This window comes from Microcoleus sp. A6-C6 (assembly GCF_036705955.1).
GTDB lineage: Bacteria > Cyanobacteriota > Cyanobacteriia > Cyanobacteriales > Microcoleaceae > Microcoleus.
The window spans coordinates 10162-17194 of record NZ_JAUBVR010000099.1; the positions used below are offsets into that span (position 1 = coordinate 10162).

Genomic DNA, 7033 nt, shown 5'->3' on the forward strand with positions numbered 1-7033 from the left:
GTTAAAGTCATCGAACCCCAGCCGATAGCAACACCTCAACAGCCACAACAGAAAATAGGCGACATAATCAATCGTTTCCGTAACTTTTTCAATCAAATCACAGAACCAAAAACTCCCTCAGATAGCCTACCCCAAACACAGTTATAAATCACAGACAAAACCTCACCAAACACTTCTAAATTCATCTGCGTTTATCAGCGTAAATCCGCCTAGATCTGCGGTCAAAAACAAAAACCAGGAAAATCAAAAATGACCTATCTCGAAACAGCAGCCAAATTCTATAGCGACGTTGCCGAAACTCCCCAAATCGGACTTTGTTGCGTCCAAAGCAGCCCCTTGCAACTGCCAGAATTAAAAATTCCCGCACAAATGCAAGAAATGAACTACGGCTGCGGCACAACCGTTCACGCCGCCGAACTTGTCGGCAATCCAGTCGTGCTGTATGTAGGAGTCGGCGGCGGTTTAGAAGCGCTGCAATTTGCTTACTTTTCTAGGCAAAAAGGAGCAGTTATTGCCGTCGATCCCGTTCCAGCAATGCGAGAAGCTGCTGCACGCAACCTGCGGATTGCTGCCCAAGAAAATGATTGGTTTGATGCTAGTTTTGTGGAAATTCGGGAAGGCGATGCTTTTGCGTTGCCGGTGCCGGATGCCTCTGTCGATGTTGTCGCACAAAATTGCTTGTTTAATATCTTTGAACCTGCGGATTTAGCTAAGGCATTAAAAGAGACTTATCGGGTTTTGAAACCGGGTGGCAGGTTGTTGATGAGCGATCCGATCGCAACCCGGCCAATTCCGCAGCATTTGAAGGAAGACCAACGCTTGCGGGCTTTGTGTTTGTCTGGTGCTCTGACCTACGCAGAATACGTTCAACACCTTGTAGACGTGGGCTTTGGGCAAGTAGAAGTCCGGGCGCGCCGTCCTTACCGGTTGCTGGACAAACACAATTACAAATTGGACGCGGATTTGCTGTTAGAAAGCCTCGATACAGTGTCTTTTAAAGTGGACATCCCCCTGGATGGCGCTTGCATTTTCACTGGCAAGACGGCGATTTATGCGGGTTCTGAAGAGCTGTTTGATGACGGTGCGGGTCACGTTTTGCAGCGCGGAGTTCCGGCGGCGGTGTGCGATAAAACGGCTGGGAAGTTGGGGGGATTGATGCCAGATCGGGTGTTGATTACTGATTCGACATGGCATTATAACGGCGGCGGTTGCTGTTAGATGAAAAAAGCTGGTTTCAACCGCTATTCTCCATCCAACGGAGAAAATAGGTGCAAGATTGGGTAATTGTATTGTAACTCCCGTGATGGAGACCGCAGGCAGCGCGATCGCCAAATCATTAATTTTGACAGTCACAATCAGAACTCTAGCACCGCCACTTTCCTCTATCTTATCAGTATCTATTTTGTTGAAGGATTGGGATGCGGCACGGAAACTCTGGTCGGAAACTTTAAAGGGAAAGGATTTTCACAACAGTTAGTACCTCTTGCTCGATTTTCTCTCGGAACTGCTTTGCTGGTAGGACTTTCTTTCGGCGGAGCCTGTTGGTTATTTCCTAATACTGTTTTTCGGTTGTTGACGAATCACACCGAAGTCACTGAAAACATTGATATTTTTGTTCCCTGGTTGCTACTCGTTCTCGTATTCAGTTCAATAAACTTTATGCTGGATGGCTATTTCTTAGGTTTGACCCAAGGGCATACCCTCCGCAATGTTAGCTTATTTGCTCTTGTAGTGGGATTTTTACCTGCGGATATAGCTGCCATTAAGTTTGAGAGTAACCATATTTTGTGGCTGTCTTTGCTTTTGTTTGAAGCTATCAGAATGGTGACGCTTGGGGTACAGTTGCCTAAGACATTTGCTAGTGATGTTGAGGATGGTGATGTCAGGTTATCTATAGCTAGGGACTAGGGGCTAGGGGAAGAGAGTAAGAGGGGAAAAGGGGAAGAGGGGAATATAATCAATGGTTTCAGCCATAAGCAAACGTCTTAACCACCTTGGCGGTTGCTATAACAAACGACCAAGCTCAAGATTAAATATCGTTTCTTCAATAAAAAAAGGTGACAATTGTGAAAGATGACTTAAATTTTCATATAATAACTGCACTAGAAATGCCGAACTTTTATGAAAGAAGTATAGCTTTCTTCGAGCAAGCCTGGTCTGGAGTATTCCCGCATGACTTTGATGGCGACAAAGATTCCTTTGCTTTATATCAGGTCTATCCAGAGTATCGGTATGCACTAATAGAAACAGCTACGCAGCAGATGATTGCTCTTGGAAATTGTGTTCCCGTAGTATGGGAAGGAAACTTTGAACGGTTGCCAGATGAAGGTGTTACATGGGCGATGACTCAGGCGCTTGCCGACCATTCACAAGGTAATCAACCTAATATTTTATGTGCTCTCGCCATTACCGTCATACCCGAATATCGCGGTAGGCAAATAAGCAGTTTTATGCTCCAACAGATGAAGAAAATAGCTCAAGATCGCAAGCTTGCTTCGCTGATTGTTCCTGCGCGTCCAACCCTGAAACATCTCTATCCTCTCACGCCTATGGAGCGCTATATCACTTGGCAGAATGAACACGGTCTTCCCTTCGATCCTTGGCTACGTACTCATATTAGGAACGGAGCTAACCTGGTTCGTATTTGCCCTAAAAGTGCAAGTATTATCGATACTATTAGTAATTGGGAAGCCAGAGTGAATATGCGTTTTCCAGAAACAGGTGATTATATTATTCCTGGAGGATTATTACCCCTAAAAATTGACTATACCAACAATCAAGGGTCTTACATAGAACCAAATGTTTGGATGTACTACAATTTGGCTTAACTGATTTGAAATATCTCCAATTCATCAGGGGTATCGCGACTCGCATACGCATCAAGATTTATACCTTTGCCATGCAGATTCTACAATTTCACCAATCAGTTCTGTATATTCTATTCCAGCCAGACGCGCCATAATAATCAGATCCGCTCGAATCGGGTGCAATCCCGATAAAGGATTCACTTCCAAAAACTGCAATTCACCACTCGCGTCGCAGCGCAACTCAATTCGAGAGGCATCCAGACAACCCAGACAGCGGTAAACATCCAGCGCTAATTGCCTTGCTTGTGCGGCTAGAGGTTCGGGGTCTGTCAGCAACCTATAGGATACTCGATCGATATATTCATCTTTATTCAGGGCTGTGTAGGCAGCGGTTTCTGCTTTTTCGGTAAAAATTATTTCCATCACGCCGATTACTCTAGCTTGATTACCGTTACCGACAATACCCACCGCGATTTCCCTACCGGGAAGAAAAGTTTCTATCAGAACGGGTTGATTGAATTCTTCCTGTAGCGCTTGATATACTGTAACTAAATCTTGGCGTTCTTTGACTAGGGATTTTCCTGTTATCCCTTTAGAACTTCCTTCCGCGATCGGTTTTAGGAATAAAGGCATGGGAAGGGATACTGCCGACGCCTCTGCGGGCGTACTCACCATTGCAAACGGTGCTGTCGGTAGACCGAAATCCCGAACTACGCGCTTAGTCAGCGCCTTATCAAGGGTCAGGGCGCAAGTAAGCGGGTCGGAAAAGGTATAGGGTTGTGCGAATAATTCGCAGACTGCTGGGACTTGTGCTTCGCGAGAGCGACCTTTGAATCCTTCCGCCATGTTGAAAATCAAATCCCAGCGATCGCCCTTTGCTAACCTAAGAGTAAGTTCTCTACCATTGCCGATTCGTTCAACTTTGTGACCCAAACCGCAGAGCGTATTTTCTAGCCCGATGATGGTTTCTTCATCCTCGAAATCCATGACATCGGTGGCGCTCAAACCGCTCTGAAGATACTCTTCCTTAATGTCATAACACAAACCAATAAAAAGCCCCATACTGTCCAATTTTCTGTTTTTAAATTTTTGCCAAAATCATAACGAACAGATAAGTTAAGCTGTTCAACATTTAAAATAGATTGTAGGGTGCGTCAGTAATAAGCGTTTCCCTTATAAGCGTAAGTGTTCTAGCTGACGCACCCGCGCTTCCCTTGTTAGTCGTTTAAATGCGTAACAGCTTATTGTGCTAAAAATAATAGTCTTCCAGCCAACCTGTGCGTCGCACATCAAGCGTCACACAGTGAAACCCTCCTCCTAATGTCCTCGCGTGTCTTAGTTGCAACGGTATAACATCAACACCACGCTTCTCAAGTTCTCTGATTAGCGGAGTTTGAGCTTTATCAACAATTGCGAGATTCGGATTCACCATCAGGAGGTTCATCCCAATCCACTTCGTGGCAAGACAGGTACTTTTATAACAACCAATATCAACAATATCATCTAAATAGATGACATCCCACCCTGTGAATAACTCTGGTAGATTGTGTTGACTAACTCGTTCGGCGTTAACTACAACTAAACCAGGGTGAATAGGTACAATTGTGGTGTCTACATGAGTTCCAGAGTAAATATTATCACAAGTATGTATTCTATAATCTTCACCCAAAACAGTTTGAAGCCATAACGCCCCGAATTGATTTCCGGTGCCTGAGATCAGGTAGAAAATATCTCGCCCTAAACGCAATATATTCGCGGCATCAAATATCGGCTCATAGTCTTTGATTGCCAAAGCACTCGCATCTAGAACATTGTAAATTTCATTACTTAGCCTCGGTTTAGGAGCGGAAATCCATTTAGCTCCACTTTGCAAATAATCTATTAGGATAGTTTTGTACGATCGCGATTCAAAAAAACGGCAACGGAGTGCCATAGGAGCTTCAATAATCCAAGTCCCCACTGTCACCAAAAGGTCTCTGGGACAATAGTTTGATTGACCATCTGATTGCCAATCTGGAGTGGCAAACTTGACAGAATGATCTGCTATGTCAGGTCGCCGGACGGTCACACCAAGATTTTGAAGTGTTTGTACAAGTTCCTCCAGGTCTTCTTCAGTTTCTTCAATTACTTGATTGTCATAGGGGCCAGAGGGAATGTCCTGCATACTGCCATATTTTTCTAGGTATTCAACAGCAAACAGCCCTGGGTCGGGGCAGGCAATGCGTGCATTTGTTGCACGTCCCACAATAATTTCTTCGAGGGAATCCCACTCGTTAAACACGCTGACTTTACTCATCTGTTTATAGTACAGTGAATTTCTTTTTTAGAAAAATCTTTCAATCTGGCAACATCCGTAGTGAAGATTGAAGCAAGTCCTTTAGTAATACTCATTGCTATACTGGATCTAAATAAGTGTACGTCTTGCCTTCCCAATTACGCACAGTAGTTTTGCCGTTCTCGTAAGCAATTAGGGTGTCAGCTTGAATTGGCACTTTGCCACCACCACCAGGAGCATCAATTACATAGGTTGGCACCGCGTACCCAGTGGTATGACCGCGCAGTTTAGATATTAGATCGATACCTGTTTGGACGCTCGTCCGCAGATGTGCAGTACCCACAACAGGGTCGCATTGGTAGAGATAGTAAGGTCGCACGCGCAGTTTGAGCAAACCGTGAAACAGATTCTTGAGCGCTTCTTCGGAGTCGTTCACACCCTTGAGCAGCACCGTCTGACTGCCTAGAGGAATGCCACCATCAGCGAGCAGATCGCAAGCTTGCGCCACTTCCGGGGTAAGTTCCCGCACATGACAAAAGTGAACGGACAGCCACACGCGATGCTTGCGAAGCACTGCAACCAGTTCCGGTGTAATTCGCTGTGGCAAGAAACTCGGCACGCGGGAACCAATACGCACAAACTCTATGTGGGGAATAGCACGCAACCGCCCAAGTAAGTTGTCTAAAGGTTCATCAGACATTAGTAGGGGATCGCCACCGGAAATGAGCACATCCCGCACCTCGGTGTGTGCCTCTAGATAGGCGACGATCGCATCCAACCGCCGCGTCACTGGGTACATCTCACCTTGGCTGACCAAACGCGATCGCGTACAGTATCGGCAGTAAGCAGCGCAAGTGTCTAGGGCAAGCAGTAACACCCGATCGGGGTAGCGGTGTACCAGTCCGGGTACTGGGCTGTCGTGGTCTTCGCTGCATGGGTCTACCATATCTGCGGGATCGATTGTCAGTTCTTCCTCCCTTGGCAACACCTGCAACCGCAGGGGGCAAAGGGGATCTTCCGGGTCAAGCAGCGACGCAAAGTGCGGTGTCACAGCTACAGCAAACTTTTCTGGGGCGATCGAAAGTCCTCGTTGTTCGGCGGAAGCGAGCTGTAGCAAACCTTGAAAGTGTTCCAGCTTGCACAACCGATGCCGCATTTGCCAGCGCCAGTCATTCCAGCGATCGGGGTCGTAAGATTCACCGAAAATCTGGCAAATTTCCTCACGTCGGGACGATGTATCTATCAGACCTTTATCTAATAAAGCGTTTTCGATCATTTTGTCCTTAGTTATAGAGTCCTCTTAAATCTCGGCAAACTAACACACCAATGGCGATTGTGTGGCAAAGACTTCCGATACTCTGATAGATGTACCTGGTGTTGACACTTACATGAAGATGGGTGCAAAACACCGATTAGTATCCAGGTACTGTGACGTGGTTAATTACAATTGCGGAAGCTGGGTCTGAGTTTGGGGTTTGCTGTTGAGACAGACGCGGGATAAATGTCTCAGGGGGCGATCGCCCTGCTGACTCTTCAATTAAATCAGGTTTAGGAGCGATCGCCTTCGCAATACTTCGGACAGTTTTTTCAAGCCTCTGTAAGCTTTACAGTGCAAGCCTTCGCATTTTTAATCTTTTTTTCAAACTTAAGGCTAAACTTAAACTTTGAAAAAATAGTCCACACTAGAGCCAGTATGGGTTTCAGATATTCGATCATGCCTAAAACTGTCCGAAGTATTGCTTCGGGCAATTAAAATATAGGGGAGTTGCGATCCCTCTCTCTGTAAATTGGATTTAACTCGAATTTGGTATCATTGTCAAGATGTGCCATGCCAAAATATAAAACTATGCGGTCGCTATTAATGGTAATGGACTTTACCAGAAAAACGAGACGAAAGCCCCTAGCTTCAGATATGGGGATGAAGTCAGGCGCGGTTTCAACCGCCTTGAAA

General features: G+C 45.7%; 7 protein-coding genes. 3 read left to right on the forward strand and 4 right to left on the reverse strand.

The genetic code is table 11. The annotated features are described in order from the left end of the window. Positions 1 to 249 precede the first annotated feature (249 nt). From arsM to QUB52_RS26020, 3 genes are all read left to right on the forward strand, one after another. Positions 250 to 1218 carry an arsenosugar biosynthesis arsenite methyltransferase ArsM gene (arsM, locus tag QUB52_RS26010; RefSeq protein WP_265239058.1) on the forward strand — a complete coding sequence of 323 codons (969 nt, stop codon included), beginning with the start codon at positions 250 to 252 and terminating at the stop codon, positions 1216 to 1218. Positions 1219 to 1284: 66 nt separating this feature from the next. Next, positions 1285 to 1908, forward strand: coding sequence for an MATE family efflux transporter (locus tag QUB52_RS26015; RefSeq protein WP_265239059.1), 624 nt, complete (start codon positions 1285 to 1287; stop codon positions 1906 to 1908). 158 nt (positions 1909 to 2066) lie between these two features. Then, the gene (locus QUB52_RS26020; RefSeq protein ID WP_265239060.1) at positions 2067 to 2828 is read left to right on the forward strand and encodes a hypothetical protein; all 762 of its coding nucleotides are present in this window, start codon (positions 2067 to 2069) and stop codon (positions 2826 to 2828) included. A gap of 51 nt (positions 2829 to 2879) precedes the next feature. Here the strand turns inward: QUB52_RS26020 and QUB52_RS26025 are convergent, their stop codons facing one another. The 4 genes from QUB52_RS26025 to QUB52_RS26040 form a co-directional block, all read right to left on the reverse strand. Then, on the reverse strand, positions 2880 to 3869 hold the full coding sequence (locus QUB52_RS26025) for a D-alanine--D-alanine ligase family protein (protein WP_332975302.1): 990 nt from the start codon (positions 3867 to 3869) through the stop codon (positions 2880 to 2882). Between the two features lie 187 nt (positions 3870 to 4056). Next, positions 4057 to 5103, reverse strand: a complete 1047-nt coding sequence (locus QUB52_RS26030) for an inosamine-phosphate amidinotransferase 1 (protein WP_332975301.1) — start codon at positions 5101 to 5103, stop codon at positions 4057 to 4059. Positions 5104 to 5200: 97 nt separating this feature from the next. After that, the gene (locus QUB52_RS26035; protein WP_332975300.1) at positions 5201 to 6358 is read right to left on the reverse strand and encodes a KamA family radical SAM protein; all 1158 of its coding nucleotides are present in this window, start codon (positions 6356 to 6358) and stop codon (positions 5201 to 5203) included. A 473-nt stretch (positions 6359 to 6831) separates the two neighbouring features. Next, positions 6832 to 7033 (reverse strand): hypothetical protein (locus QUB52_RS26040; RefSeq protein WP_332975299.1); only part of this gene is annotated, 202 nt, incomplete at its 5' end.